The 23,073-nt window shown below is 65.2% G+C and carries 24 protein-coding genes; 14 read left to right on the top strand and 10 right to left on the bottom strand.

Annotation, left to right across the window (positions count from 1 at the left end; all coding sequences use genetic code 11):
- Positions 1–3: 3 nt before the first annotated feature.
- A complete protein-coding gene (gene upp / locus CH273_RS24220) occupies positions 4–627 on the bottom strand; it encodes a uracil phosphoribosyltransferase (RefSeq protein WP_032398209.1) in 624 nt (207 codons plus the stop codon).
- A gap of 133 nt (positions 628–760) precedes the next feature.
- On the opposite strand from upp, the gene CH273_RS24215 reads away from it, so the two are divergent.
- Genes CH273_RS24215 through CH273_RS24200 form a run of 5 tightly spaced genes read left to right on the top strand, consistent with a single transcriptional unit; the run spans position 761 to position 4,172 of the window.
- Positions 761–1,093, top strand: a complete 333-nt coding sequence (locus CH273_RS24215; protein ID WP_032397451.1) for a type VII secretion target — start codon at positions 761–763, stop codon at positions 1,091–1,093.
- Positions 1,094–1,099: 6 nt separating this feature from the next.
- Positions 1,100–2,224 (top strand): C40 family peptidase, encoded by a 1,125-nt coding sequence (locus tag CH273_RS24210; protein WP_032397452.1) that lies wholly within the window; start codon positions 1,100–1,102, stop codon positions 2,222–2,224.
- An 11-nt stretch (positions 2,225–2,235) separates the two neighbouring features.
- Positions 2,236–2,574, top strand: a complete 339-nt coding sequence (locus tag CH273_RS24205; RefSeq protein ID WP_032397453.1) for a hypothetical protein — start codon at positions 2,236–2,238, stop codon at positions 2,572–2,574.
- On the top strand, positions 2,571–2,885 hold the full coding sequence (locus CH273_RS27840) for a YbaB/EbfC family nucleoid-associated protein (RefSeq protein WP_045195821.1): 315 nt from the start codon (positions 2,571–2,573) through the stop codon (positions 2,883–2,885). Before CH273_RS24205 ends, CH273_RS27840 begins: the two co-directional genes overlap by 4 nt.
- A 15-nt stretch (positions 2,886–2,900) precedes the next feature.
- Positions 2,901–4,172: a hypothetical protein gene (locus tag CH273_RS24200; protein WP_032397454.1), complete on the top strand. Its 1,272-nt coding sequence runs from the start codon at positions 2,901–2,903 to the stop codon at positions 4,170–4,172.
- A gap of 21 nt (positions 4,173–4,193) precedes the next feature.
- Here the strand turns inward: CH273_RS24200 and CH273_RS24195 are convergent, their stop codons facing one another.
- Complete coding sequence (locus CH273_RS24195; RefSeq protein ID WP_045200020.1) at positions 4,194–5,318, bottom strand: adenosine deaminase; 1,125 nt, start codon at positions 5,316–5,318, stop codon at positions 4,194–4,196.
- A 246-nt stretch (positions 5,319–5,564) separates the two neighbouring features.
- Here CH273_RS24195 and CH273_RS24190 point away from each other — a divergent pair, with 246 nt between their 5' ends.
- Positions 5,565–7,067, top strand: a complete 1,503-nt coding sequence (locus CH273_RS24190; RefSeq protein ID WP_032397455.1) for an APC family permease — start codon at positions 5,565–5,567, stop codon at positions 7,065–7,067.
- A gap of 20 nt (positions 7,068–7,087) precedes the next feature.
- Positions 7,088–7,942 carry a universal stress protein gene (locus CH273_RS24185; RefSeq protein ID WP_032397456.1) on the top strand — a complete coding sequence of 285 codons (855 nt, stop codon included), beginning with the start codon at positions 7,088–7,090 and terminating at the stop codon, positions 7,940–7,942.
- 75 nt (positions 7,943–8,017) lie between these two features.
- On the opposite strand, the gene CH273_RS24180 is transcribed toward CH273_RS24185, so the two are convergent.
- The gene (locus CH273_RS24180) at positions 8,018–9,439 is read right to left on the bottom strand and encodes an NAD(P)/FAD-dependent oxidoreductase (RefSeq protein ID WP_032397457.1); all 1,422 of its coding nucleotides are present in this window, start codon (positions 9,437–9,439) and stop codon (positions 8,018–8,020) included.
- A complete protein-coding gene (locus CH273_RS24175; protein ID WP_032397458.1) occupies positions 9,436–10,941 on the bottom strand; it encodes a gamma-aminobutyraldehyde dehydrogenase in 1,506 nt (501 codons plus the stop codon). The genes CH273_RS24180 and CH273_RS24175 overlap by 4 nt, the downstream gene beginning before the upstream one ends.
- Positions 10,942–11,084: 143 nt before the next feature.
- Here CH273_RS24175 and CH273_RS24170 point away from each other — a divergent pair, with 143 nt between their 5' ends.
- Positions 11,085–11,549, top strand: coding sequence for an Lrp/AsnC family transcriptional regulator (locus CH273_RS24170; protein ID WP_032397459.1), 465 nt, complete (start codon positions 11,085–11,087; stop codon positions 11,547–11,549).
- Positions 11,546–12,913, top strand: coding sequence for an aspartate aminotransferase family protein (locus CH273_RS24165; protein WP_032397460.1), 1,368 nt, complete (start codon positions 11,546–11,548; stop codon positions 12,911–12,913). Before CH273_RS24170 ends, CH273_RS24165 begins: the two co-directional genes overlap by 4 nt.
- 9 nt (positions 12,914–12,922) lie before the next feature.
- Here the strand turns inward: CH273_RS24165 and CH273_RS24160 are convergent, their stop codons facing one another.
- Together CH273_RS24160 and CH273_RS24155 are read right to left on the bottom strand one after the other, a co-directional pair.
- Positions 12,923–14,206, bottom strand: a complete 1,284-nt coding sequence (locus tag CH273_RS24160) for a thymidine phosphorylase (protein ID WP_032397461.1) — start codon at positions 14,204–14,206, stop codon at positions 12,923–12,925.
- Positions 14,199–14,612: a cytidine deaminase gene (locus CH273_RS24155; RefSeq protein WP_032398212.1), complete on the bottom strand. Its 414-nt coding sequence runs from the start codon at positions 14,610–14,612 to the stop codon at positions 14,199–14,201. Before CH273_RS24155 ends, CH273_RS24160 begins: the two co-directional genes overlap by 8 nt.
- Positions 14,613–14,877: 265 nt before the next feature.
- Between CH273_RS24155 and sdhC the strand changes: the two genes are divergently transcribed.
- The 4 genes from sdhC to CH273_RS24135 are packed head-to-tail and all read left to right on the top strand — an operon-like array spanning position 14,878 to position 18,292.
- Complete coding sequence (gene sdhC / locus CH273_RS24150) at positions 14,878–15,288, top strand: succinate dehydrogenase, cytochrome b556 subunit (protein WP_082073728.1); 411 nt, start codon at positions 14,878–14,880, stop codon at positions 15,286–15,288.
- Positions 15,288–15,740, top strand: a complete 453-nt coding sequence (locus CH273_RS24145) for a succinate dehydrogenase hydrophobic membrane anchor subunit (RefSeq protein ID WP_032397462.1) — start codon at positions 15,288–15,290, stop codon at positions 15,738–15,740. The genes sdhC and CH273_RS24145 overlap by 1 nt, the downstream gene beginning before the upstream one ends.
- A 16-nt stretch (positions 15,741–15,756) precedes the next feature.
- Positions 15,757–17,508, top strand: a complete 1,752-nt coding sequence (gene sdhA / locus CH273_RS24140) for a succinate dehydrogenase flavoprotein subunit (protein ID WP_032397463.1) — start codon at positions 15,757–15,759, stop codon at positions 17,506–17,508.
- A gap of 1 nt (position 17,509) precedes the next feature.
- On the top strand, positions 17,510–18,292 hold the full coding sequence (locus tag CH273_RS24135; RefSeq protein ID WP_008718029.1) for a succinate dehydrogenase iron-sulfur subunit: 783 nt from the start codon (positions 17,510–17,512) through the stop codon (positions 18,290–18,292).
- Positions 18,293–18,354: 62 nt separating this feature from the next.
- On the opposite strand, the gene CH273_RS24130 is transcribed toward CH273_RS24135, so the two are convergent.
- From CH273_RS24130 to CH273_RS24115, 4 genes are all read right to left on the bottom strand, one after another.
- Positions 18,355–19,560 (bottom strand): acyl-CoA dehydrogenase family protein, encoded by a 1,206-nt coding sequence (locus CH273_RS24130; protein ID WP_052050082.1) that lies wholly within the window; start codon positions 19,558–19,560, stop codon positions 18,355–18,357.
- A gap of 96 nt (positions 19,561–19,656) precedes the next feature.
- Entirely contained in the window at positions 19,657–20,439 is a 783-nt protein-coding gene (locus tag CH273_RS24125; protein WP_032398215.1) for an ATP-binding cassette domain-containing protein, read from the bottom strand.
- A 2-nt stretch (positions 20,440–20,441) separates the two neighbouring features.
- Positions 20,442–21,500, bottom strand: coding sequence for an ABC transporter permease (locus CH273_RS24120; RefSeq protein WP_032397464.1), 1,059 nt, complete (start codon positions 21,498–21,500; stop codon positions 20,442–20,444).
- A 29-nt stretch (positions 21,501–21,529) separates the two neighbouring features.
- Positions 21,530–22,534 (bottom strand): substrate-binding domain-containing protein, encoded by a 1,005-nt coding sequence (locus CH273_RS24115; RefSeq protein ID WP_032397465.1) that lies wholly within the window; start codon positions 22,532–22,534, stop codon positions 21,530–21,532.
- Positions 22,535–22,747: 213 nt separating this feature from the next.
- Here CH273_RS24115 and CH273_RS24110 point away from each other — a divergent pair, with 213 nt between their 5' ends.
- The gene (locus tag CH273_RS24110; protein WP_052050084.1) at positions 22,748–23,068 is read left to right on the top strand and encodes a hypothetical protein; all 321 of its coding nucleotides are present in this window, start codon (positions 22,748–22,750) and stop codon (positions 23,066–23,068) included.
- Positions 23,069–23,073: the final 5 nt, after the last annotated feature.

Genomic DNA, 23,073 nt, shown 5'->3' with positions numbered 1-23,073 from the left:
TCGTCAGCGCGGGCCGAACTGACGATCGCCCGCGTCGCCGAGGCCGGGAACGATGAAGGCGTTGTCGTTGAGGCCGTCGTCGATGCTCGCGGCCACCAGCCGCACCGGCAGACCCGACGCTTCGAGGGCGGCAACCCCTTCGGGAGCAGCAACGACGCAGATGGCGGTCACGTCGGCCGCGCCGCGGCCGACGAGCAGTTCGATCGTGTGGACCATGGATCCGCCGGTGGCGAGCATCGGGTCCAATACGTAGACGGGCGTCCTCGACAGATCGTCGGGCAGGGACTCCATGTACGGCACGGGCTGGTGCGTTTCCTCGTCTCGGGCCATCCCGACGAAACCGACGCCGGACTGCGGGATGAGGCTGCTGGCCTTCTCGACCATGCCGAGGCCCGCACGCAGAACCGGAACCAGCAACGGCGGTCGAGCCAGCCTGGTTCCCTCGGTGACCGCGACGGGTGTCCGAACCTCGAAGGTGTCGATCGCGGCATCGCGGGTGGCCTCGTAGACCAGCATGTGGGTGAGCTGGCGCAGAGCCGACCGGAACGTGGCGTTGTCGCTGCGCTCGTCCCGCATCGTGGTGAGCAGGGCTGCGGCCAGTGGGTGATCGACCACGTGTGTTTCCATGCCGACCAGGATAGGACCTGCGCGGCGGGGCGCGAACGGCAACTCGGGGGAACCGAATAGCGCGTACCCGCGTCGAACCAGTTGGGCGTCGCACTCGGCGACCGTGAATCGATTGCATTCTCAGGGGGCAGAGATGGCCGAGCTCGTCGTCGAAACCGAGGGGGTCCTCGCATACGGTGCGGTGGCGTCGACCATGGCCGAGCAGATCGCGGCGGCAGGTGCTGCCGCCGCCGCGTGCGGCCCCGCTGTGCTGGCTCCGGTCTTCGGCCTGATCGGACAGGAATTTCTCGGCGCCGTCACCGGCACCCATCTGGCGCACACCGACGCCGTGGTGCGCCTGGCCGGCGCGGTGGCGAGCATCGGCTCCGCGGCCACTGCATCCGCGGTCTCGTACGCCCTCACCGACGCCGGCACCGGCGCAACCGTTGCGGCCTCGGCCGCCGGTGTCGCGACGGACGCGCGGTAAGCGCCGATGATCGATCTGCTGGCCCGTCCCATCGTCGATCTGCTCGGGGCCTTCGGCAACGGGGCGCTCCCCACCGGGGGGCCGGCCGACGTGCTGCGGGTGTCCTCGGCAGCGATCGAGGCGGCTCGGGGAATCGGCAGGGTCGCGGTCACCGAGCTCGCTGCGAATTGGAACGGTGAGGCCGCCGATGCGGCAGTTCGCTACGCCGAGAACGCTCATACGAGCGCCGTCGCTCTCGCCGACCACGCCGACGACATCGCTGCCGTCGTCGATCGGGCCTGTCGCGACACCAACCAAGGCTTCCTCGAGCTGCAGGCGATCGTGCAGTCGTTCGTGGGAATCGCACTGTCGGCCGGGCCGATCATCGCCACCCCGCCGGGGCAGACCATGCTGATCACGGCGGCCATCGAGCACCTCGAGCGAGCTCTCGTGGTGGTGTCCAGGGTTCGCGGCGAATTGGCCGTCCACACCACGAAAGTCGGTGAACTGGCCGTTCCGCCCACGGTTCCCGCCCCCGTGGGCGGCGAACCGACACCGGCCTCCGGCGCACCCTCGAATCTCATGACCTCACCCGCGACATCACAGGTGATCGAGGCAGGCGAGAAGCTGGCGAAGACGTTCGCGCAGTCGTTGTCCTCCCCTGCTACCGGAGCCGACGTGCCGGGTGGCGGTGGCGCACTGAACTATCTGGGTGATCCGGCCGCCGATTCTTCCCGGTCGACCGACAGCGCCGGTCGCGGCGTCGAGGTGCGGTTGCCCGACGGCAGTACCGTCACCGCACCCAACGCCGAAGCCGCAGGTGCCGTCCGCAGCGCACTGACCCAACAGGGTGTGCCCTACGCGTGGGGAGGTACCACGCCGGGCCGCGGGCTCGACTGCAGCGGATTGACCCAGTGGGCGTACGCGCAGCAGGGCATCGAGATCCCGCGTCTGGCACAGGAACAGGACATCGGATCCGCCGTGGCACCCGGTGAGGTGATGCCCGGTGACCTCGCAGTCTGGGACGGGCACGTGGCCATGGTCATCGGAAACGGTCAGCTCGTCGAGGCAGGCGACCCCGTGCAGGTGGGACCGATCAGAACGACCAACAGCGGTATGGGCTTCAAGGGCTTCTACCGTCCGACCGAATGAGGGGTCAGACGATGACGGACTCGGACACCACCGTCGTCAGCGCGGTGTCGGGTACTCGATCGGGATCGGTGACGGTGCGTGCCACCGAACACGGACTGCCGATCGGAATCGTCATCGACGAGCGCGAACTGCGCTACGGCGGAGGCGCATTGGCGTCGACGATTCTCCAGCACTGCGAACGGGCCAGCGCGGCTGCCCGCGCTCGGCGCCGAACGCTTCTCGCCGAGGACGGCGTTCCCACCGAGGTTCTCGATCGCCTCGGTCTGCCCACCCTTGCCCGAGTCGCTGCCGAGGCGAACGAGAATCTCGCAGAGGACTCCGCACCCACGAGTTGGTTGAAGCAGGTATGACCCACGCCCGCACCACCGACCTCGACACTTTGGTCGGCAGCGCCCAGGACCGGCTCGATGCGCTCCGCGAAACGCACGAGCGCCTGGACCGCATCAGGATTCGACTCACCTCGCCGGACAACCTGGTCACTGTCGTCGCCGACGGATCCGGAGCCCTGGTCGAGCTCGAGCTCGCCGAGAACCTCGGATCGGTTGCCGCCCACGCACTCGCGTCGACGATCACCGCAGCGGCCGCAGAGGCCGCCGCTGCGGCGCTCGAGCAGCGCGAGACGATCCTGCAAAGTCTGCGGGGTTCGTTCACAGACTCCTGAGATAGGCTTCGCGCCATGGCTGGAGACATCATCCCGATCGAACTCGGTCTCACCGCAGGTGACTTCTCGACGCTGTGGGCACCGGAGTGGCGAGAAGGCGACGACGAGTGGGAGGCATTTCTCGGACACGAGGAAGACCTGTACGGCTTCTCGAGCGTCGCAGAGCTCGCGGCATTCGTCAGATCCGACGACGACAACGATCTGGTCGACCATCCGTCGTGGAAGGTGGTCTCCGCACTCGCCGCACACGAACTCGAGCCCGACGATCTGCACCGCTTCGATCTGGTGGCGGTACCGGAGCTGGTGGCCTCCGACCCCGAGGCCGACGTTCTCGCCGAACTGCAGGCCACCTTCGACATCGTCTCCTCCATCGGCGATGTCTGCGAATTGCGCCCCGTCACAAGCTTTTTCGGCTCCAACCCATTCGTCGGGGCCGTCGGCGGAGGCGTCGAGAACTTCCTCGGTCGCGAGGGCGGAGAACTCTGGGACCGCATCGGAGCGGCTGTCGCCAAGCACTGGGACGACGTGCTCGACGCCGTCGACTCCATCGTCACCTCCCCCGCTGTCGACTCCGCTGCCGTCGCCGTAGCGGAAGCCGAGATCACCGCCGCGGCCGAGAACGCCGTCGACGCCGACGACGTCACGGACGACATCGACTCCGATTCGGACGACGACGACGAAGACGAAGACGACTCTGCCGAGGTGGACCGTGATCCGATCGCCGCGGCGGCCGCCGAGGAGACCTTCTGGACCACCGTGGGCATCGACCCGATTCGCATCATCACCTCGGACGACACCCTGTACACCCTGCGGTGCTACCTCGGTGACAAGCCGGTGTTCCTCGGTCGCGGCGGAGCCATCAGCGTCTTCGGTTCCGAGCGGTCGCTGGCCCGGTATCTCGCCGACGACCACGATCACGACCTGGCGCAGGTCAGTACCTACTCCGACGTTCAGACCGCGGCCATCGACGGATCCCTCGACATCACCGTCACCGACGACAACGTGTACGTGCTGCCAGGTCTGGCCGACGACCTCGCCGAAGGCCCCACTGCAGTCGACGTCGACCAACTCGACCTCGCTGTCGAGTTGTTCACCGACGCAGCCGATTTCGCCGGCGACGACTCCGTGGACGAGGCTCTCGCCACATCCACCCCGCTGGGCTGGTACGTCTCGTACACCCTCGAACCCAGCCCCGATCGGCTCGCCCCGAGCGCACCGTTCGACGTCGAGGCCGAGGCGTGGCGGGTACTCGAGCGTGAGTTCGAGAGCCGGCTGCGCAAGAAGTAGCAGCCGGCTCGGTCCGCGGCATCAGCCGATGAGCACTGCGTAACCGGGCTTGATGACGTCGTCGATGAGGGCCAGCCGCTCGTCGAACGGCAGGAACGCCGACTTCATCGCGTTGATGGTGAATCTCTCGAGATCGCTCCAGCCGTAGCCGAAGGTCTCGACCAGCTTGGCCATCTCGCGACTCATCGAGGTATCGCTCATCAACCGGTTGTCGGTGTTGACGGTGACCCGGAATCGCGCTCGGGCCAACAGATCGAACGGGTGCGTCGCCAACGATTCGACGGCACCGGTCTGGACGTTGGAGCTGGGGCACAGCTCGAGGGGCATCCTGGTGTCGCGGACGTAGGCGGCCAGCAGACCGAGTTGCGGTGTGCCGTCGTCACCGGTGGTGATGTCGTCGGTGATTCGTACTCCGTGACCGAGCCTGTCGGTGCCGCAGAACGCCACTGCTTCCTGGATCGACGGCAGACCGAACGCCTCCCCCGCGTGAATGGTGAAGTGCGCGTTGCTCGCTCGCATGTACTCGAAGGCGTCGAGGTGGCGGCTGGGAGGAAAGCCCGCTTCGGCACCGGCGATGTCGAAGCCGACGACGCCGCGGTCGCGGAAGCGAACCGTCAGTTCGGCGATCTCCCGCGACCGCGCCGCATGCCGCATGGCAGTGAGCAAGGTGCCGATCGTGATGTTCTTGCCGCGCACCTTGGCGGCGGAAATACCCGCCTCGAAACCGGCGAGAGTGTGGGTGACGACCTCGTCGAGAGTCAGGCCACGCTCGAGGTGCTGCTCCGGAGCGAAGCGCACCTCGGCGTACACGACCCCGTCGTCGGCAAGATCCTCGGCACATTCGCGCGCCACTCGGAACAGCCCTTCCGGGGTCTGCATCACGGCGACGGTGTGCGCGAACGTCTCCAGATACCGCACGAGGGAGCCGCTGTCCGCGGCGTCGCGGAACCACTCGCCCAATGCTGCACCGTCGGTGGCGGGAAGATCGTCGTAACCACATTCCTCGGCCAGCTCCAACACGGTCTGCGGGCGGAGTCCGCCGTCGAGGTGATCGTGCAGCAACGCCTTGGGAGCGGTCCTGATCGACGCGAGATCGAGTGGCGCACTGCCACCGATCGAGGACTGAGTGTTCTCCGCGGTGCTCATGTGACGACGGTAGCGTGCGGCCCTCGCGCACGCGCGTCCGCCGAAGCCCATCGGCGAGTCCACGGATTTCGGCGAACCCCGCCGCTTGCGCGACCCATTCCGTTGCATTGTTACTCCAATGAAAACAATTCCGTCGATACACAGCGAATCGGCGACGGAAATCGTAGTGTTCATCCCACACACGCGGCCGATTCTGTCGGGTCCCCCCTCCGACGTGCTCGGTCGACTCGAACTTCGGAGAGACCTATGTCCACTGTGGAACCGCCGAACACCCTTCCGGGTAAAGGACTCAACACCGGCGCTCTCGGGTTGGTCGGCAACATCGTCATCGGGCTGTCGGCGGTGGCTCCGGCATACAGTCTGGCCGCCACCCTCGGCTACGTCGTTCTGGCCGTCGGCGACAAAGCGCCGTCCATGTTCCTCATCGCGTTCGTCCCGATGTTGCTCACGGCCTTCGCCTACCGAGAGCTGGGACGCGACACCCCGGACTGCGGAACGTCGTTCACCTGGGGTACCAAGGCGTTCGGCCCGTGGGTGGGCTGGATGGCGGGATGGGGGCTGGCGGTCTCGGCGATCATCGTGCTCGCCAACGTTGCCGAGATCGCCGCCATCTACCTGTTCGAGTTCCTCGGCCTGTCGGACCTGGCGGAGTCGACCGCGGCCAAGGTCGCCCTCGGTTCGTTCTTCATCGTCTCGATGACCTACGTCAGTTTTCGCGGCATCCTCATCAGCGAACGGATGCAGAACGTGCTGCTCGTCGTGCAGTTCGGTGTGCTCATCGGAGTGTCGGTGACGGCATTGGTCAAGGTGGGCACGGGCACCGCGGGACCACAGGCCATCACCCCCGAGTGGAGTTGGTTGGTCCCCACCGGGGTGACGATGTCCGACGCGGCCCAGGCCATCATTCTGTGCATCTTCATCTACTGGGGATGGGATGCGTGCCTGGCCGTCGGCGAGGAGACCAAGGATTCGGAGAAGACCCCGGGCCGGGCCGCAGTGATCACCACACTGATTCTCGTCGCGACGTACGTGCTGGTCGGATACGCCGTGCAGTCGTTCGCCGGGTTCGGCGACACCGGAATCGGCCTGAACAATCCGGACAACGTCGACGATGTGCTCACCATTCTCGGCGATCCGGTCGCCGGCTCGATCGTGGCGTCGCTGCTGCTGTTGACGGTCTCCATCTCGGCACTGTCCTCGACGCAGACGACCATCCTGCCCACGGCCCGCGGAACACTGTCGATGGCCGTGTACGAGGCGATTCCCAAGCGGTTCGCCAGCGTGCACCCCAAGTACATGACGCCCGGATTCGGCACGCTCGTGATGGGGGCCGCGGCCCTGATGTTCTACCTGGTGCTGACCTTCGTCAGCGCCAACGCACTGCAGGATTCGGTGGCGTCGCTGGGACTGGCCGTCGCGTTCTACTACGGCATCACCGCGTACGCGTGCACCTGGTATTTCCGTCGGACCCTGTTCTCGTCCGTCCGAAACCTGTTCATGCGCGGCATCTTTCCACTTCTCGGCGGATTGTCGATGACATGGGCGTTCGTCCAGAGCGCGGTCGACATGATCAAGCCCGACTACGGTTACACCGTCTACGGTCCGATCGGCGGAGTGTTCGTTCTCGGCGTCGGCATGCTGGTACTCGGAATTCCGCTCATGCTCTTGTGCTTCGTGGGCAACAAGGACTTCTTCCAGGGCAAGACACTCACCGCGTCCACCGAAGTCAAGGTTCCGGACACTTACTAGCAGAGAAGGACACCGAGCTCATGAAGATCACCGTCGGCTACCTCGCCACCCCCAGCGGAGACGACGGCGTAGCCCTGGCCACCGCCCTCGCCCGTGCCCTCGACGCCTCCATCGACATCGTGCTGGTCATGGCCGTGGACGAACCCGTCATGGAGGGCAGCGGACCGTACCGGAAGGTTCTCGAGGCCAAGGCGCGAGGCTGGGTGGACGACGCGGCCGCCCAGGTGCCGTCGGGCATCGAGGTGACCACGCACGTGCTCACCCACGAGTCGTTCGCCCGTGCCCTGATCGACTTCGCGGTGAACACCGATGCCGACATGATCGTCGTCGGTGGTGCCGGTGACGGTCTGTTGAACCGGCACTCGATCGGGTCGGTCGCCAGTCAACTGCTGCATGCGTCGGAGGTACCGCTGGCCCTTGCCCCTCGGGGTTACCGGCTCTCCAGCGCTCCGATCACCGACCTGACCGTCGCCGTCCCCACTCGGGCCTCTGCCCCGAATCCGCTGCCCTTCGCCATCACCCTTGCCAGCGCGGCGCACGTGCCGGTGCGCTTGGTGTCGCTGGTCTCGCTCGAACCGACCGGGGCTCCGAGCGACGAGACGTCACTGGACACCCGTCGGCGACAGGTTTCCGCCGCGCAGGACAATCTCGATCGGGCGGTTCGCGCTCTCCCCGATATCGACGGCCTGCAGTCCGTCGTCGCCGACGGGTCGACGCTGGACGAGGCGATGGGCAACCTCGACTGGAAGCCGGGCGATGTGCTGGTCCTCGGCTCGAGTCGACTGGCGACTCCCAAGCGGGTGTTCCTCGGTTCGAGCGCAGCGAAGATTCTGCGGGCCGCCCCGGTGCCGGTGGTCGTCGTCCCGCACGAGTAGAGCGGCTGCGCCGCATGTGAGCGGAAATTCGTAGCAGAGGTCGAGTTTCCGTGCACGTGCGGCGAAGCCGCTCTGTCAGCTGTCGAAGCCCAGACCCAGCGCGTCCATTCCCTTGAGCCACAGGCCGCGCTTGCCGCCGTTGCGGTCGGCTCGGGCGAACTCGGCGCGGGTGACGTTGATGCCGATGGATCTGATGGGCTCGGGTGGGAACGGCAGCGGCTTGCTGCGCACCATCTTCAGTCGTGTTCGTTCGGTTTCCTTGCCGTCCAGCAGATCGAGGGCGGTGCGGGCCCCGAAGTGCGACGCGCCGACGCCGAGGCCGGTGAATCCGGCCACCGAGGCCACCCGTCCGTTCAGTCCGAGGTCCCAGAAGGCGCTGAACCGCGAGCACGTGTCGATCGACCCGCCCCAGGCATGGGTGGCACGGATTCCTTCGAGGCCAGGGAACATCTGCAGCAGGTGTTCGGCGAGCAATGCAAACTCTTCGGGATGTTGGGTTCGGCGTGGGTCGGTGTCGCTACCGTAGAAGTAGTGCGCGTCCCACCCGCCGAACAGGATACGATCGTCCGCCGTCAACCGGAAGTAATGAAATCTGTTGCCGCAGTCGGCCAAGCCTTCGCGACCGGACCAGCCGATGTCGGCGAGCTGCGCAGACGTCAGCGGTTCGGTCATGATCACGTAATCCCACACCGGGACGATCCAGTGACGGAGCCTGCGACGCAACGACTTCGATGCCGAGGTGGCGAGCAAAACCTTGGCGGCCTCGATGGTGCCGTATCCCGTCTTCACTCGAATACCGTTGCCGGACTTGCCGATCGACAGAGCCCTGGTGTTCTCGTGAATCCGAACGCCGAGCGACTCGGCCGCGTCGGCCAGGCCCCACGCGAGTTTGGCGGGATCTATCATCGCGACGTCGGGGTCGAACAGTGCGCCGCGCGCCATGGGTGAGGCGATTCTGGACCGCACTGCCGCGGCATCGAGGTATTCCATCGCCTGCGACAGTCGTCTCCCCTCGTCGCCGAGCTCCCGCAGGTCGTCCACCTGCCAGTCGAAATTGGCGATGTCGAGCTCGCCGGTGCGTTCGATGTCGGCGTCGATTCCGTACTTCTCGGCAGTCGCGCAGATCGCATCGAGCGTCTCGGTGCCCATGCGCAGCAGCTCGGGTAGTTCGTCGGCGTAGCGGTCGAGTCCGTTGCTCAGTCCGTGCGTCAGGCTGGCCGCGCAGAAGCCGCCGTTGCGCCCGGTTGCGCCCTCGGCGATTCGATCGCCTTCGAGCAGGACGATCGACCGCTTCGGATTCTCCTCCGCCGCCTGCAGAGCCGCCCACAATCCGGTGAACCCGCCGCCGACGATCACCAGATCCGCGGCTGCCGAACCCATCTGCCGTGGCCGTGGTGCCGGGCGTTCGGGACGGTCGAGCCAGTAGGACTCCGGTGCCGCGCCCGCCACCATCGCCACGCCGCGGTCGGTGGGGGCGGTTGCCCATGACGCGCTCATCGGGCATCCCCCTGTGCCTCGGGATGGGCCGAAGCGAACACCGTTCGGTGCCAGGACTTTCGAGCCACACCGGTGATATCGGTCATGACGTGCTTGACGGTCAGATACTCGTCGAGAGAGTAGCTCGACATGTCCTTCCCGAACCCCGAGGCCCCGAACCCGCCGTGTGGCATCTCGCTGATGATCGGGATGTGGTCGTTGATCCACACACAGCCGGCGGCGATCTCCCGCGTCGCTCGGCCCGCGCGGTACACGTCCCTGGTCCAGGCGGAGGCGGCCAGTCCGAACTCGGTGTCGTTGGCGCGTCGGATCGCATCGTCGTCTCCGTGATGCTTCGTCACCGTGAGCACCGGGCCGAACACCTCGTCGCGATAGATCTCGTCCTGCTCGCCGACATCGGCGATCAGGGTCGGCGGGTAGAACGCACCCGGACCCTCCGGGACACGGCCTCCGGTGACGATCCTGGCTCCGGTGGCGCGAGCCCGATCCACCATGGCGGCAACACGATCGCGGTGCGTGAGGGAGATCAACGATCCCATGTCGGTCGCCGGATCGGTCGGGTCTCCCATCACGACGCGTCCCATCAACTCGGCGACTCCGGCGACGAAGTCGTCGTACAGGGATTCGGCGACGATGGCGCGGGTGGCTGCCGTGCAGTCCTGGCCGCCGTTAATCAACGATCCTGCGACGGCTCCGTGGATGGCTGCGTCGAGATCTGCGTCTTCGAACACCACCAGCGGTGCCTTGCCGCCGAGCTCGAGCTGCACGCGGGTGCCGTGCGCGGCGGCCTGCGCCATCACGCGCCTGCCGACGGGAGTGGAGCCGGTGAACGTCATCAGGTCCAGACCCGCGTGGGATGACAGCGCGACGCCTGCGTCGAGACCGGTTCCGGTGACCACGTTGAACACCCCGTCGGGAACGCCTGCTTCGGTGGCCAGGCGCGCCAGCCGCAACGTGGTCAGCGGGGTGAGCTCACTGGGTTTGAGCACGATGGAGCATCCGGCCGCCAACGCAGGAATCGCTTTCCACACCGCCATCTGCAGCGGATAGTTCCACGGCGTGATCGAACCGACCACTCCGACGGCATCGCGACGGATCGCGGAGGTGTGCTCACCCGAGTACTCCGCAGCGGCCTTGCCGTCCAAGTGCCGCGCCGCTCCGGCGAAGAACTCGATGTTGTCGACGCTGCCAGGAACGTCGAATTCCCTTGCCAGTCTTGAGGATTTGCCGGTCTGTGCCACTTCCTCGGACACGAAGTTCTCCGCGTCGGCGGCCACGAGCCGCGCCAGTTCCGTCAACACGGCACTGCGGTGCGCGGGGGTGGCGGTGGACCATGCGGGAAAGGCCGATCGGGCATGCGCGAGAGCCGAATCGACGTCGGCGGCGGTGGCCAGACCCACCTCGGCGACGACCGCTCCGGTCGCGGGATCGTCGATCTCGTACCGATCACCGCTACCGTCCGCCGAGCGTCCACCGATCCAACAACCAGGAATGTTCGCCATGCCTGCGACAGTACCGTCAGATCCACGGATTCTCTCCGTTTCCGGCCTTTCGACAACGGATTCTGTCGTATCGATCGAGAAATGACACGCTTTTCATCGTCGACGGGTTGTGTTCACGGCCACCACAGTGACAAGATCGATCCATGCCCGAGCAACCACCCATCGCACTCGACGACGTCTCCAAGGCGATCATCGAGCAACTCCAGGAGGACGGGCGTCGCTCGTACGCTGCCATCGGCAAAGCCGTCGGACTCTCGGAAGCGGCTGTCCGCCAACGAGTTCAGCGCCTGACGGACTCCGGTGTCATGCAGATCGTCGCGGTGACCGATCCGGTACAGGTCGGATTCAAGCGCCAGGCCATGATCGGCATCAGGTGCACCGGCGACAGTTACGCACTGTCCGAGGAACTGTCGGCGATCGACGCGATCGACTACGTCGTCCTCACCGCAGGGTCGTTCGACGTCGTCGTGGAAGTGGTGTGCGAGGACGACGAACAACTCCTGCAGATCCTGAACAAACAGATCCGCAGTCTGGACGGTGTCACCAGCACCGAAACGCTGGTCTATCTCAAACTCGTCAAGCAGCAATACAATTGGGGAACACGATGACGCGAACGACATCCGAGCTCGACGCCTCCGCAGCCAAGCATCTGTGGGGCCACTTCACCCGCCACGGCGCAGGGGTCACTCCCCCGATCATCACCCGCGGCGAAGGGTCGACCATCTGGGACTCGAACGGCAAGAGCTACATCGACGGTCTTTCGGGGCTGTTCGTGGTGCAGGTGGGGCACGGCCGAGAGGAACTGGCCGAGGCTGCCGCGAAGCAGGCCAAGGAGTTGGCCTTCTTCCCCCTGTGGTCGTACGTGACCGAACCTGCGATCGAGCTCGCCGAGCGGCTCGCCGGGTACGCCCCCGGCGATCTCAATCGCGTCTTCTTCACCACCGGCGGCGGCGAGGCCGTCGAGAGCGCATGGAAGCTCGCCAAGCAGTACTTCAAGAAGGTCGGCAAGCCCGGTAAGCACAAGGTGATCTCGCGGTCCATCGCGTACCACGGCACCCCGCAGGGCGCGCTGGCCATCACCGGGATCCCTGCGCTCAAGGAACCGTTCGAGCCGCTGACACCGGGCGCGTTCCGAGTGCCCAACACCAACATCTACCGCGCCCCCGCTCCCCTGGACACCGATCCCAAGGCGTTCGGAATCTGGGCAGCGGACCGGATCGCCGAGGCCATCGAATTCGAGGGCCCGGACACGGTTGCCGCGGTGTTCCTCGAGCCGGTTCAGAACGCCGGCGGCTGCTTCCCTCCCCCGCCCGGATACTTCGAGCGGGTCCGTGAGATCTGCGACCGGTACGACGTTCTGCTCGTCTCCGACGAAGTCATCTGCGCTTTCGGCCGGATCGGGTCGATGTTCGCCTGCAGCGACTTCGGCTACGTGCCGGACATCATCACCTGCGCGAAGGGTATGACCTCGGGCTACTCACCCATCGGCGCAATGATCGCCTCCGACAAGCTCTTCGAGCCGTTCGACGACGGCAAATCGAGCTTCGCGCACGGGTACACCTTCGGCGGCCACCCCGTCTCCGCCGCCGTGGCCATGGCCAATCTCGACATCTTCGAGCGCGAGGGCATCAACGCGCACGTCGCGGACAGTGCACCGGCGTTCCGTGCGACGCTCGAGAAACTGCACGACCTGCCGATCGTCGGAGACGTGCGCGGCGAGGGATTCTTCTACGGCATCGAGTTGGTCAAGGACAAGACCACGAAGGAGACGTTCAGCGACGCCGAAGCCGAACGCATCCTTCGCGGCTTCCTGTCGACGGCCTTGTTCGACGCAGGCCTGTACTGCCGCGCCGACGACCGCGGCGACCCGGTGGTGCAGCTGGCTCCGCCACTGATCTGCGGTCAGAAGGAGTTCGACGAGATGGAGCAGATCCTGCGCAGCGTTCTGACCGAGGCAGGGAACCTGATCTGACGGAGGCTGCTACCGGCCGATGCGGTCGATCACGAGGGGCCTCGGCTGCGGGGCCGTGGCCCCTATCTCCCAGCTGGATTCGAGTGCCTGCTGCGCATACTCGAAGCGCTCGGGAGTATCGGTGTACAGCGTCGCCAGCCGATCTCCTGCACGCACCCGATCGCCGGGCTTGGCGTGCAATCGGACACCGGCGGCGGCCTGCACCGGCTCACCCTGTCGCTCGCGGCCCGCGCCCAGCCGCCACGCCGCCAGTCCGACGCCCATCGCGTCCAATCCGGTGACGACACCGTCGGTGGCGGCGGTGAAGTCCTGGCTCTCGCGGGCGACGGGTAGTGCGGCATCGGGATCGCCGCCCTGCGCGGCGATCATCGTCCGCCACCGATCCATGGCCGAACCGTCGGCGAGTTTGTCGGCGGGGTCGATGCCCTCGATCCCGGCCGCGGCGAGCATCGTGCGGGCCAGCGTGATCGTCAGCTCGACGATGTCGGCCGGCCCACCTCCGGCGAGTACCTCCACCGATTCCTCAACCTCCAGCGCGTTGCCCGCGGTGAGCCCGAGCGGGGTGTCCATCGCGGTCAGCACCGCCAGAGTTCGTACGCCCGCGTCGGTTCCGAGCTCGACCATCGCGGTCGCGAGTTCGCGTGCGTCGTCGACGTTCTTCATGAACGCGCCTGCACCCACCTTGACGTCCAACACGAGCGCCCCGGTGCCCTCGGCGATCTTCTTGCTCATGATCGAACTGGCGATCAACGGGATGGATTCGACCGTTCCTGTCACGTCTCGTAGGGCGTAGAGCTTCTTGTCGGCGGGGGCCAGATCGGCACCGGCAGCGCACACGACAGCACCGATCGCCGGATCGGCGAGGATGCGATGCATCTCGTCACCGCTCAGATCCGCCCGCCACCCGGGGATCGACTCGAGCTTGTCGAGCGTTCCGCCGGTATGGCCCAGTCCTCGACCGGACAGCTGCGGCACAGCGGCCCCGCAGGCGGCGACGAGCGGAGCCAGCGGCAGCGTGATCTTGTCTCCGACACCACCGGTCGAATGTTTGTCGACGGTGGGCAGCGGCAGCGTCGAGAAGTCCATTCGTGTGCCCGACGCGATCATCGCGTTCGTCCACGTACCGAGCTCGCGACGCGACAGTCCGCGCCACAGAACGGCCATCGCGAGAGCCGACATCTGTTCCGGCGCGACGGATCCGCGGGTGAACTCCGCGATCACCCATTCGATCTGTTCGTCGTCGAGAACCCGCCCGTCGCGTTTGGCGCTGATGATCGATACGGCGTCATGCATGGTTGTTCACGCGTCCTTCGTCGAGGTTGTCGGGGCCGAAAGCATTCGGGAGCAACTCTGCCAGTCGAGCCGGTCCCGAGACGGTGTCGACGAGCAGATCCGGGCCGCCGAACTCGTACAGCAGCTGTCGGCATCGCCCGCACGGCATCAGAATTTCACGTCGGGAATCGCAGCACGAAAAGGCCACGAGTCTGCCGCCGCCGGTCGTGTGCAGGTTCGAGACCAACCCGCACTCCGCACACAGCCCCAAACCGTATGAGACATTTTCCACATTGCACCCGGTGACTATCCGATTGTCGTCCACCAGAGCTGCGGCTCCGACCGGAAAGTTCGAGTACGGGGCGTAGGCACGGCTCATTGCCTCATGAGCATTGTCGCGCAACGTCTTCCAGTCGATTTCGTTCATGGTGAACCATCCAATCACGGTGTCTGAATTGATGCAGAGATCCGGCCGAAAGTGCCTGCGGCAATTGGGAAGGCAAACCTAACACCGGATTTCGGCAGCGTACGAACCTCGAGTCGAATTAGTTCCGTGTTTCGAATGGGTTTACAGTTTCGAGTAAGCGGCTAGTACAACCAGCACTAGGGCCGAATCGCGACAAATCGAGCCAGGCAAGACCGGCCACCGGGGCTCGATGCGTCCACCAACGACGTTGGAGGCATTGCACTCGATGAGTAGCACGACGGAAGTCGCTCCGGTCAAGGAGCGCAAGCGGTCTCTGTACCGCGGGGATCCGGGCATGTGGTCCTGGGTTCTGCACCGCATCACTGGCGTGTTGACGTTCTTCTTCTTGTTCGTCCACGTCCTCGACACGGCGATGGTTCGGGTCAACCCCGAGACGTACGACGCCATCATCGAGACCTACAAGACCCCGCTCGTCGGCCTGATGGAGATCGGCCTCGTCGCGGCTGTGCTGTACCACGCGTTGAACGGCATCCGCGTGATGTTGATCGACTTCTGGTCCAAGGGACCGCAGTACCAGAAGCCGATGCTGTGGGCGATCGCAGTGGTCTGGCTCGTCGTCATGATCCCCGGCGCGGGACGAATCTTCTACAACATGTTCACGGCGGGTGGTCACTGATGTCGACGCAGGGTCCCGAGGCGAAGGTCCTCGGCACGAACTACGACCGTCCGGCCAGCTTGGCCAACCCGCGTTCGCCGCGGCGCCAGAGCAAGGGCAACTTCGAGCTCTACGCATGGCTGTTCATGCGCTTCTCCGGCCTGGCACTCGTCGTGCTCGTCCTGGGCCACATGTTCATCATGCTCATGCTCGACGACGGTGTGCACCGCATCAACTTCGCATTCGTCGCCGGTCGCTGGGCCAGCCCGTTCTGGCAGTTCTGGGACCTGACGATGCTGTGGCTGGCGCAGCTGCACGGCGGCAACGGCCTGCGCACGATCATCGCGGACTACTCCCGCAAGGACTCGACGCGTTTCTGGCTGACCACGCTGCTGGTGCTGTCGATGATCCTCATCATGGGCGTCGGCACCTACGTCATCTTCACGTTCGATCCCAACATCACGGCGAGCTAAGGACACTGACGCTTACATGCAGGAACATCGTTACGACGTACTGATCGTCGGCGCAGGCGGTGCCGGTATGCGTGCTGCGATCGAGGCCGGACCCCGTGCTCGGACAGCCGTACTGACCAAGCTCTACCCCACGCGCTCGCACACCGGCGCGGCTCAGGGTGGCATGTGTGCCGCACTGGCCAATGTCGAGGAAGACAACTGGGAGTGGCACACGTTCGACACCGTCAAGGGCGGCGACTACCTCGCCGACCAGGACGCGGTGGAGATCATGGCCAAGGAAGCCATCGACGCAGTTCTCGACCTCGAGAAGATGGGTCTTCCGTTCAACCGGACGCCCGAGGGCAAGATCGATCAGCGACGCTTCGGCGGTCACACCCGTGACCACGGCAAGGCTCCGGTCCGTCGTGCGTGCTACGCAGCCGACCGCACCGGCCACATGATTCTGCAGACGCTCTACCAGAACTGCGTCAAGCACGACGTCGAGTTCTACAACGAGTTCTATGCACTGGATCTGTGTCTGACCGAGACCGACGACGGTCCCGTCGCAACCGGCATCATCGCCTACGAGCTCTCCACCGGTGAGCTGCACATCTTCCACGCGAAGTCGATCATCTTCGCCACCGGCGGCTCGGGCCGGATCTACAAGACCACCTCCAATGCCCACACCCTCACCGGTGACGGCATGAGCATCGTGTTCCGCAAGGGTCTTCCCTTGGAGGACATGGAATTCCACCAGTTCCACCCGACAGGTCTCGCAGGCCTGGGCATCCTCATCTCCGAGGCCGTACGAGGCGAGGGCGGCATTCTGCGAAACGAGTCGGGCGAACGCTTCATGGAGCGCTACGCACCGACCATCAAGGACCTCGCGCCCCGCGACATCGTCGCGCGCTCGATGGTGCTCGAGGTGCTCGAAGGACGCGGCGGCGGCCCGAACAAGGACTACGTCTACATCGACGTCACGCACATCCCCGAGGAAGTTCTCGACGAGAAGCTCCCGGACATCATGGAGTTCTCCCGCACGTACCTCGGTGTCGACCCCGTCAAGGAGCCGGTGCCCGTCTACCCGACGTGCCACTACGTCATGGGTGGCATCCCCACCAAGATCCGCGGCGAGGTTCTGCGCAACAACGAGGACATCGTTCCCGGTCTCTATGCGGCCGGCGAGTGCGCCTGCGTCTCCGTGCACGGAGCCAACCGTCTCGGCACCAACTCGTTGCTCGACATCAACGTGTTCGGGCGTCGTGCCGGCATCGCCGCCGCCGAGTACGCGAACTCGGTCGACTTCACCCCGCTCCCCGAGGAGCCGGCGAAGATGGTGCAGGACTGGCTGGAGTTGATCCTCTCCGATCACGGCCACGAGCGCGCAGCCGACATCCGTACCGAGATGCAGCAGTCGATGGACAACAACGCATCGGTGTTCCGTACGGAAGAGCGTCTCGAGACGGCGCTCAAGGATGTCCGCGCCCTCAAGGAGCGGTACAACAAGATCACCGTCGAGGACAAGGGCAAGCGCTACAACAGCGACCTGCTCGAGGCCATCGAACTCGGCTTCCTGCTCGAAATGGCGGAGGTCACGGTCGTCGGCGCACTCAACCGCAAGGAATCGCGCGGCGGACACGCTCGCGAGGACTACCCCGAGCGCAACGACGCCGAGTACATGAAGCACACCATGGCCTACAAAGAGGGCGAAGGTCTGCTCACCGAGATCCGCTTGGATTACAAGCCGGTAATCCAAACCCGCTACGAGCCGATGGAGCGGAAGTACTGATATGAGCGCACCCACCCTGGACAAGAAGTCCAACGAGTCCGATCTGCCGCCCGTCCCCGAGGGCGCGGTGATGGTCAACCTCAAGATCGCGCGCTTCAATCCCGAGAGCGGTGACGGTCAGCGCTGGGACACCTTCCAGGTCCCCACCCTGGCCACCGACCGTCTGCTCAACCTGCTGCTGTACGTGAAGGGCTACCTGGACGGCACGCTCACGTTCCGTCGCTCGTGCGCACACGGAGTCTGCGGCAGCGACGCGATGCGTATCAACGGTGTCAACCGTCTCGCCTGCAAGGTGCTCATGCGCGACATGCTCCCCAAGGATTCGTCGAAGACGCTGAACATCACCATCGAGCCCATCAAGGGTCTGCCGGTGGAGAAGGACCTCATCGTCGACATGGAACCCTTCTTCGACGCCTTCCGCGCCGTGAAGCCGTTCCTGATGACGACGGGTAACGAGCCGACCCGTGAGCGGATCCAGTCCGCAGCGGACCGCGCCCGGTTCGACGACACCACCAAGTGCATCCTGTGCGCGTGCTGCACCACCTCGTGCCCCGTGTTCTGGAGCGATGGCAGCTACTTCGGCCCGGCCGCCATCGTCAACGCGCACCGGTTCATCTTCGACAGCCGTGACGAGGGTGCAACCGAGCGTCTGGACATCCTCAACGACGTCGAGGGTGTGTGGCGCTGCCGCACCACCTTCAACTGCACCGACGCGTGCCCTCGCGGCATTCAGGTGACCAAGGCCATCCAGGAAGTCAAGCGCGCGTTGCTCTTCGCACGCTGACCGTCTCGCACCGACGCCGAGCGCCCCTTCGCACACGCGAAGGGGCGTTCGGCGTTCGTCGGTCAGACGAACGCGCCGAAGCCCGTCACTCCGCGGCCGACGATCAGGTTGTTGATCTGCGCGGTTCCCTCGTAGGAGTACAGGGCCTCGGCGTCGGCGAAGAACCTGATGACGTCGTGCTCGATGAGAATTCCGTTGCCGCCCAGAATCTCTCGGGCCCAGGCGACGACCTCGCGCAGCCGCGTCGTACAGAACGTCTTCGCGAGCGCCGCATGCTCGTCGTGGTGGACGCCGTTGCCCTGCAACTGAGAGACACGGATCGCCATCCCGAGCGAGGCGGTGATGTTGGCCGTCATGCGGGCGATCAGGTCGGAGATCAGCTGGAACGACGCGATCGGGGATCCGAACTGTTCGCGTTCGCGCGCATAGGCCACGGCCCGCTCGTACGCGCCCATCATCACGCCCACCGCCTGGAACGCCACTCCTCCGCGGGTCAGACGGAGCACCTTCGCGGTGTCGGCGAACGAGTTGGCGTCGGCCAGCTTGTTGGCGACCGGGACTCGGCAGTTCTCCAGATGGATGTCGGCGTTCTCGACGGCGCGGAGCGAATACTTGCCCTCGATCTTCTCCGCCCGGAACCCCTCGAAGTCTCGCTCGACGACAAAACCCTTGACCTCGCCGTCGGCCTCGTCCTTGGCGAACACGATGGTCAGGTCTGCGAAGGTGGCGTTTCCGATCCAGCGCTTGCTGCCGTTGAGGATCCAGTGATCACCGTCGAGGCGAGCTGTGGTCTCGAGTCCGCCTGCGACGTCGGAGCCACCGTGTGGTTCGGACAGTCCGAACGCGCCGATCTTCTCCATTCGGCGCATGGCGGGCAACCATCGTTCGCGCTGCTCCTCGGACCCGAGAATCGAGATACTGCTCATCGCCAGCGAACTGTGCACGCTGAACATCGTTCCCGTGGACGGATCGACCCGGGCGAACTCCATTTCGAGCCAGCCGGTGAGCAGCTTGCGTGAGGCCTTGCGATCATCGAACGCGTAGCCGAGACCGGCGATCTCGAGTTCGGCGATCTTCGGCATCAGGTGCACCGGAGAGGTGGCCTTCTCCCAGAATTCGTTCGCCCGCGGCGCGACCTCGTCCTGCAGGAACCGGCGGGTACGCAGGACCACCTCGGTCTCGGTGTCGTCGAGCATGCTCTGGTACCCGTAGAAATCGGATTCGAGAAAGTCCGGCGACAGTGGTCCGAGGGGCTCGTGCTCGCTCATGTTCGGCTCCTTCGTCTGGTGCCTCCGTCGGGCACCGCTACCGAACTTCTACCCGCCGCGCCCGATTCTCACGCATGCAACCGCCGACCCGAGATGTCAGCGACGTAGTTCGTCGGAGAGGGTGGCCAGTTCGTCGCCGCCCGCCATCTCTGTGGTGAGGTCGTCGAGCGAGATGTCCTCGTGCGCACAGTCCAATGTCTGACGTCCACGATCGAGGAGGACGAAGTGATCTCCGACCATGTACGCGTGATGCGGATTGTGAGTGATGAACACGACGCCGAAGCCTTTCTCCCTGGCCGCCGAGATGTACCGGAGAACCATGCCGGACTGTTTGACGCCGAGAGCGGCGGTCGGCTCGTCGAGAATGAGTACTCGGGCACCGAAGAAGATGGCCCGAGCGATGGCCACGCACTGACGTTGGCCACCGGACAGTGAGCCGATGGGGGCATCGACATCGGGCAGATCGATACCCATCTTGCGGAGTTCGTCGATGGTCCTCGCGCGCATCGCGTTGGTGTCGAGGGTCTTGACGACCTTGCCCCTGCGCAGCTCCTGACCGAGAAAGAAGTTGCGCCACACCGGCATCAGGGAGACGACGGCGAGGTCCTGGTAGACCGTGGCGATGCCCTGGTCGACTGCCTGCTTGGGCGAGCCGAACGTGGTTGCGGTGCCGTCGACGAGCAGTTCCCCCTCCGACTGCTTGTGCAGCCCGGACATGATCTTGATCAGAGTGGACTTGCCTGCGCCGTTGTCACCGAGGACGCAGGTGACCTCACCGGCACCGACGCGGAGGTCTATCCCGTGCAGCGCGATGATGTTGCCGTAGCTCTTGCCCACGCCTTTCAGTTCGATGAGGGGCGTGTTGTCCGAGGACGTCATGGTCACCTTTTCGCCGCGTAGTTGCGGAAGGAGCTGTTCGCGATCACTGCGAACAGCAGCATCGCGCCGAGGAAGAACTTGAACCAGTCAGGGTTCCAGCCTGCATAGACGATGCCCTGGTTGGTCATGCCGAAGATGAACGCTCCGATGAACGCACCGACGGCCGTGCCGTATCCACCGGTGAGCAGGCATCCGCCGATCACGGCGGCGATGATGTAGAGGAACTCGTTGCCCACGCCCTGACCGGACTGAACGGTGTCGAAGGCGAACAACAGGTGCATGCCGACGAACCAGGCGCAGAAGCCGACGAACATGAACAAGCCGATCTTGACCCGAGTGACCGGGACACCGACCGCACGGGCCGATTCCTGGTTGCCGCCGACAGCGAAGATCCAGTTACCGGTACGGGTCTTCATCAGCACCCAGGTCGCGGCGAGGGTGAACACGATCCACCAGACGACGGTGATGCGGACCGAGACCCCCAGCAGCGAGAACGAGGACGAGAAGACCGCCCTGGCCGAGTCGAATCCCTCCATGTCCGAGATGGACGGAGTGGCGACCTGGCCGGTGACGAGCTTGGTGACGGCGAGATTGATGCCGGTGAGCATCAGGAACGACGCCAACGTGATCAGGAACGACGGAATTCTGGTCGTCATCACCAGGTATCCGTTGAAGAACCCGACCGCCAGTGCCAGCACCAGCGCCAGCGCCGAGCCGGTCCAGACGTTCAGATGCAGGTTGTAGGCCAGCATGGAGGCCATGATCGAGGAGAACGTCACCGCAACCCCGGTGGAGAGGTCGAATTCACCGCCGATCATCAACAGTGAGACACCGATCGCCATGATGCCGATGGTCGAGGACGCGTACAGCACGGTGGCCAGAGCCTCGGGCGACCGAAACGGCGGTGCCACGATACAGAAGAAGACGAAGATGGCGACCACGCCGAACAGCGCCCCGACCTCCGGGCGAATCAGTAACCGCTGCAACGGCTTCTGCTTCTTGACCCGCTCGTCCGTTGTCACGGTGTGTTCGGACAGAGCCGGATCGGCCTGTGTGGACATGAGATTCCTTCCGCGCCGAGGCGACGCACTCAGCGTGTGCCGTTTCGGGCGTACTCGGCGACCGCGCCGATATTGGTCGTATCGATGAACGCGGGACCGGTCAGCACCGGGGTACCGCCACCGATGGTGTTGCCGTTGTTGAGGTAGAGCCACAGCGAGTCGATCGCCAGGTAACCCTGCAGGTACGGCTGCTGATCGATGGCCCACGCCACGTCGCCCGACTCGATCGCATCGACGAGTGCGGCATTGGTGTCGAACGTGACGATCGTGGCGTCGCTGCCCGCATTGTTCTTGGACTGCACGGCCGTCAGAGCGATCGGAGCGGCCAGCGCGATGACGTGGTCGATGCTCGGGTCCTGCTGCAACTTGGCCGTGATGGTCGACTCGACGGACGGCATGTCCTTGCTGTTGACGTTCAGGATCTCGGTGGTGCCACCGGTGAAGCCCTGCCTGACCCCGGCGCAGCGAGCCTCGAGTGCCACGGCACCCTGCTCTTGAATGATGCACAGGGTCTTTCGTGCACCGTCCTCGGTGAGGCGAGCCCCTGCAGCCTGTCCGGCGATGGTCTCGTCCTGACCGAAGTACTGCTGCACTCCCATGTTCTTCCAGGAGTCGTAACCGGAATTGAATGCGACCACCGGAATGCCTGCGGCGGTTGCCGTCTCGACCGAGGGTGCCATCGCGTCGGGCTTGGCCAGGGTGACCGCGATGCCGTCGACCCGGGAATCGATCGCGCTCTGGACGAGGTTGGCCTGGTTGGGTGCCTCCGGATCTGCCGAGTAGCGCAGTTCGATGTTGTCCTTGGCCGCGGCGGCCTCGGCACCTTTGCGCACCAGATCCCAGAACGTGTCGCCGGGAACCTCGTGCGTGATCATCGCGATCGTTGCCGACGGCGTGTCGGCCACGCCCGCGTTGTTTCCGTCGTCGGAGGAGCGAGGAGCACCGCCGGTGCTCGAACAGGCAGCGACGGTCAGAGCCGCGACCGCACAGACCGCTCCGATCGCGATCGGCCCGCGCCTTTGCCGAAACCTCATTGCACTTCCCTTTCCAACAACCGGCTCTCGAACGACCGACGAATCCACCCCGCCGACCTGATCACTGTAAGAAACTATCGGTACCCGCCACGCATCTTCGACGATTATTCGTCAGGCGACGAAACCGGTGTGCGCAGCACCGGACCTCGGACATGAGAGAACTCTCATCTCCGATTCACGTGGCCACAATCCGCCGTCATCAGACTCGTCCGTGTGCGAACCATCATCGTCTCGGCCCTGGGACTGCTCACCCTCGCCGTGCTCGTCGCAGCAGTGCTGACGACTCGATCGACGGGCGAGCAGAGCCCGTTGCCCGCACCCATCGTTGCACCCGCTGCACCCGTGCAATCCGCCCCGGGTACTCCGGGGTCCGTTCCCCCTGCACCGGGACCGGGCGGCGCCGCGCCCAGTAGCGCCCCCACCCCCGCGCCACAGCCGGTGGCACCGGACGGATTCGTGCCCCCACCGCCGCTGCCGCCTGCCGACTGGGACGATGACTTCGACGACGACTGGGATGACGATGACGACGACTGACCCTG

It is taken from the genome of Rhodococcus sp. 05-339-2, from assembly GCF_002258965.1.
Classification (GTDB): domain Bacteria; phylum Actinomycetota; class Actinomycetes; order Mycobacteriales; family Mycobacteriaceae; genus Rhodococcoides.
The sequence above is the reverse complement of the archived record's forward strand: the minus strand, read 5'-3'. Positions and strand labels throughout refer to the sequence as shown.

Coding starts and splice junctions, on each gene's coding strand:
- upp (WP_032398209.1), bottom strand. CDS start 627: ATGGAAACACACGTGGTCGATCACCCACTGGCCGCAGCCCTGCTCACC.
- CH273_RS24215 (WP_032397451.1), top strand. CDS start 761: ATGGCCGAGCTCGTCGTCGAAACCGAGGGGGTCCTCGCATACGGTGCG.
- CH273_RS24210 (WP_032397452.1), top strand. CDS start 1,100: ATGATCGATCTGCTGGCCCGTCCCATCGTCGATCTGCTCGGGGCCTTC.
- CH273_RS24205 (WP_032397453.1), top strand. CDS start 2,236: ATGACGGACTCGGACACCACCGTCGTCAGCGCGGTGTCGGGTACTCGA.
- CH273_RS27840 (WP_045195821.1), top strand. CDS start 2,571: ATGACCCACGCCCGCACCACCGACCTCGACACTTTGGTCGGCAGCGCC.
- CH273_RS24200 (WP_032397454.1), top strand. CDS start 2,901: ATGGCTGGAGACATCATCCCGATCGAACTCGGTCTCACCGCAGGTGAC.
- CH273_RS24195 (WP_045200020.1), bottom strand. CDS start 5,318: ATGAGCACCGCGGAGAACACTCAGTCCTCGATCGGTGGCAGTGCGCCA.
- CH273_RS24190 (WP_032397455.1), top strand. CDS start 5,565: ATGTCCACTGTGGAACCGCCGAACACCCTTCCGGGTAAAGGACTCAAC.
- CH273_RS24185 (WP_032397456.1), top strand. CDS start 7,088: ATGAAGATCACCGTCGGCTACCTCGCCACCCCCAGCGGAGACGACGGC.
- CH273_RS24180 (WP_032397457.1), bottom strand. CDS start 9,439: ATGAGCGCGTCATGGGCAACCGCCCCCACCGACCGCGGCGTGGCGATG.
- CH273_RS24175 (WP_032397458.1), bottom strand. CDS start 10,941: ATGGCGAACATTCCTGGTTGTTGGATCGGTGGACGCTCGGCGGACGGT.
- CH273_RS24170 (WP_032397459.1), top strand. CDS start 11,085: ATGCCCGAGCAACCACCCATCGCACTCGACGACGTCTCCAAGGCGATC.
- CH273_RS24165 (WP_032397460.1), top strand. CDS start 11,546: ATGACGCGAACGACATCCGAGCTCGACGCCTCCGCAGCCAAGCATCTG.
- CH273_RS24160 (WP_032397461.1), bottom strand. CDS start 14,206: ATGCATGACGCCGTATCGATCATCAGCGCCAAACGCGACGGGCGGGTT.
- CH273_RS24155 (WP_032398212.1), bottom strand. CDS start 14,612: ATGAACGAAATCGACTGGAAGACGTTGCGCGACAATGCTCATGAGGCA.
- sdhC (WP_082073728.1), top strand. CDS start 14,878: ATGAGTAGCACGACGGAAGTCGCTCCGGTCAAGGAGCGCAAGCGGTCT.
- CH273_RS24145 (WP_032397462.1), top strand. CDS start 15,288: ATGTCGACGCAGGGTCCCGAGGCGAAGGTCCTCGGCACGAACTACGAC.
- sdhA (WP_032397463.1), top strand. CDS start 15,757: ATGCAGGAACATCGTTACGACGTACTGATCGTCGGCGCAGGCGGTGCC.
- CH273_RS24135 (WP_008718029.1), top strand. CDS start 17,510: ATGAGCGCACCCACCCTGGACAAGAAGTCCAACGAGTCCGATCTGCCG.
- CH273_RS24130 (WP_052050082.1), bottom strand. CDS start 19,560: ATGAGCGAGCACGAGCCCCTCGGACCACTGTCGCCGGACTTTCTCGAA.
- CH273_RS24125 (WP_032398215.1), bottom strand. CDS start 20,439: ATGACGTCCTCGGACAACACGCCCCTCATCGAACTGAAAGGCGTGGGC.
- CH273_RS24120 (WP_032397464.1), bottom strand. CDS start 21,500: ATGTCCACACAGGCCGATCCGGCTCTGTCCGAACACACCGTGACAACG.
- CH273_RS24115 (WP_032397465.1), bottom strand. CDS start 22,534: ATGAGGTTTCGGCAAAGGCGCGGGCCGATCGCGATCGGAGCGGTCTGT.